Raw genomic sequence first — 1,025 nt, 5'->3', positions numbered from 1 at the left:
CCTGGTGGTCCTTCCTTATGTGCTCAAGCTCTGGAAGTATCATATCTTTAATGACCGACCTTATGGCTTCTTTGATATCCATAGACTTCTCCTGAATTATTTCTTTCAAGTTTAGCATAAAATGAAATTACAGGCGTGTAAACGTGTTGATGAGGCTGCTTCCTAGACACTTCGTTCCCACTCGCAGTAAACAGGCTGGAATATCTGGTTGGCCTTGTGGACTCGTATGATCCGGCTGAGACCGCTCTTGCGATAAATACCAGAAAAGGTACTACTCGTAATGGCAGGAAAAGCCCTCTTTTTCGAACCTGGCTAAAGCAACAAAAATCACTGCGGCGACTGCGCCACCGCGCGATAATACTTTAATTAGTGTCAAATATAATTCTGCAATTAAAGAGCCAACTGGTGGGCTTTCTTGAAACACAAATTCATAACAAAGCGAGCGCCGTTTTGGTGAGCCAGTTTTTGGGCCTCTTCGTTAACAATACCTTCCTGGAGCCAGATATTTTTTATCCCCCGGGATAGGGCCTCTTCCACCACCGGTAAAACCATGTCTGCCCTGCGAAAAATAATTACGGTGTCAACGGGCTCTTTTTCGGGAATATCTGAAATGGACGGATAGCACTTCTGACCAAGAATCTCCTTCTGGCCGGGATTTACCGGAACAACTTTAAACCCATTTTCCAGCAGGTATTTCATCACCTGATGACTGGGCCGTTCTTCTTTAGGGCTTGCCCCTACTAAAACAATGGTTCTGGTTTTAGAGATAATTTTCAATGCCTCTTCAGGAATACTTGAATAGTCAGGAAGTTTACACTGGCTCATGACTATTAGTATTAATTTTGGCAATCAGGCACCCATGACCTTGTCTTCCAGGCGCTGAATTCTTATTAAAACGTCCCTGTTGAATTCCTTCTGCTTCCTTAACTTCTCAATCTCCTGCGCCATTTTCCCCACCTGAAAAGTCAAATGGTCTATACGCCTATTAGTCTCGTCTATGCGCTTATTTGTCTCGTCTATCCTGG

General features: G+C 44.0%; 1 protein-coding gene. It reads right to left on the bottom strand.

The genetic code is table 11. The features are described from left to right. Positions 1-390: 390 nt before the first annotated feature. On the bottom strand, positions 391-849 hold the full coding sequence (locus TH606_RS11165) for a CoA-binding protein (protein ID WP_231887792.1): 459 nt from the start codon (positions 847-849) through the stop codon (positions 391-393). Between the last annotated feature and the right edge of the window lie 176 nt (positions 850-1,025).

It is taken from the genome of Thermodesulfatator autotrophicus (assembly GCF_001642325.1).
GTDB classification, from domain to species: Bacteria; Desulfobacterota; Thermodesulfobacteria; order Thermodesulfobacteriales; family Thermodesulfatatoraceae; genus Thermodesulfatator; species Thermodesulfatator autotrophicus.
This window is presented reverse-complemented; position numbering and strand designations above follow the sequence as displayed.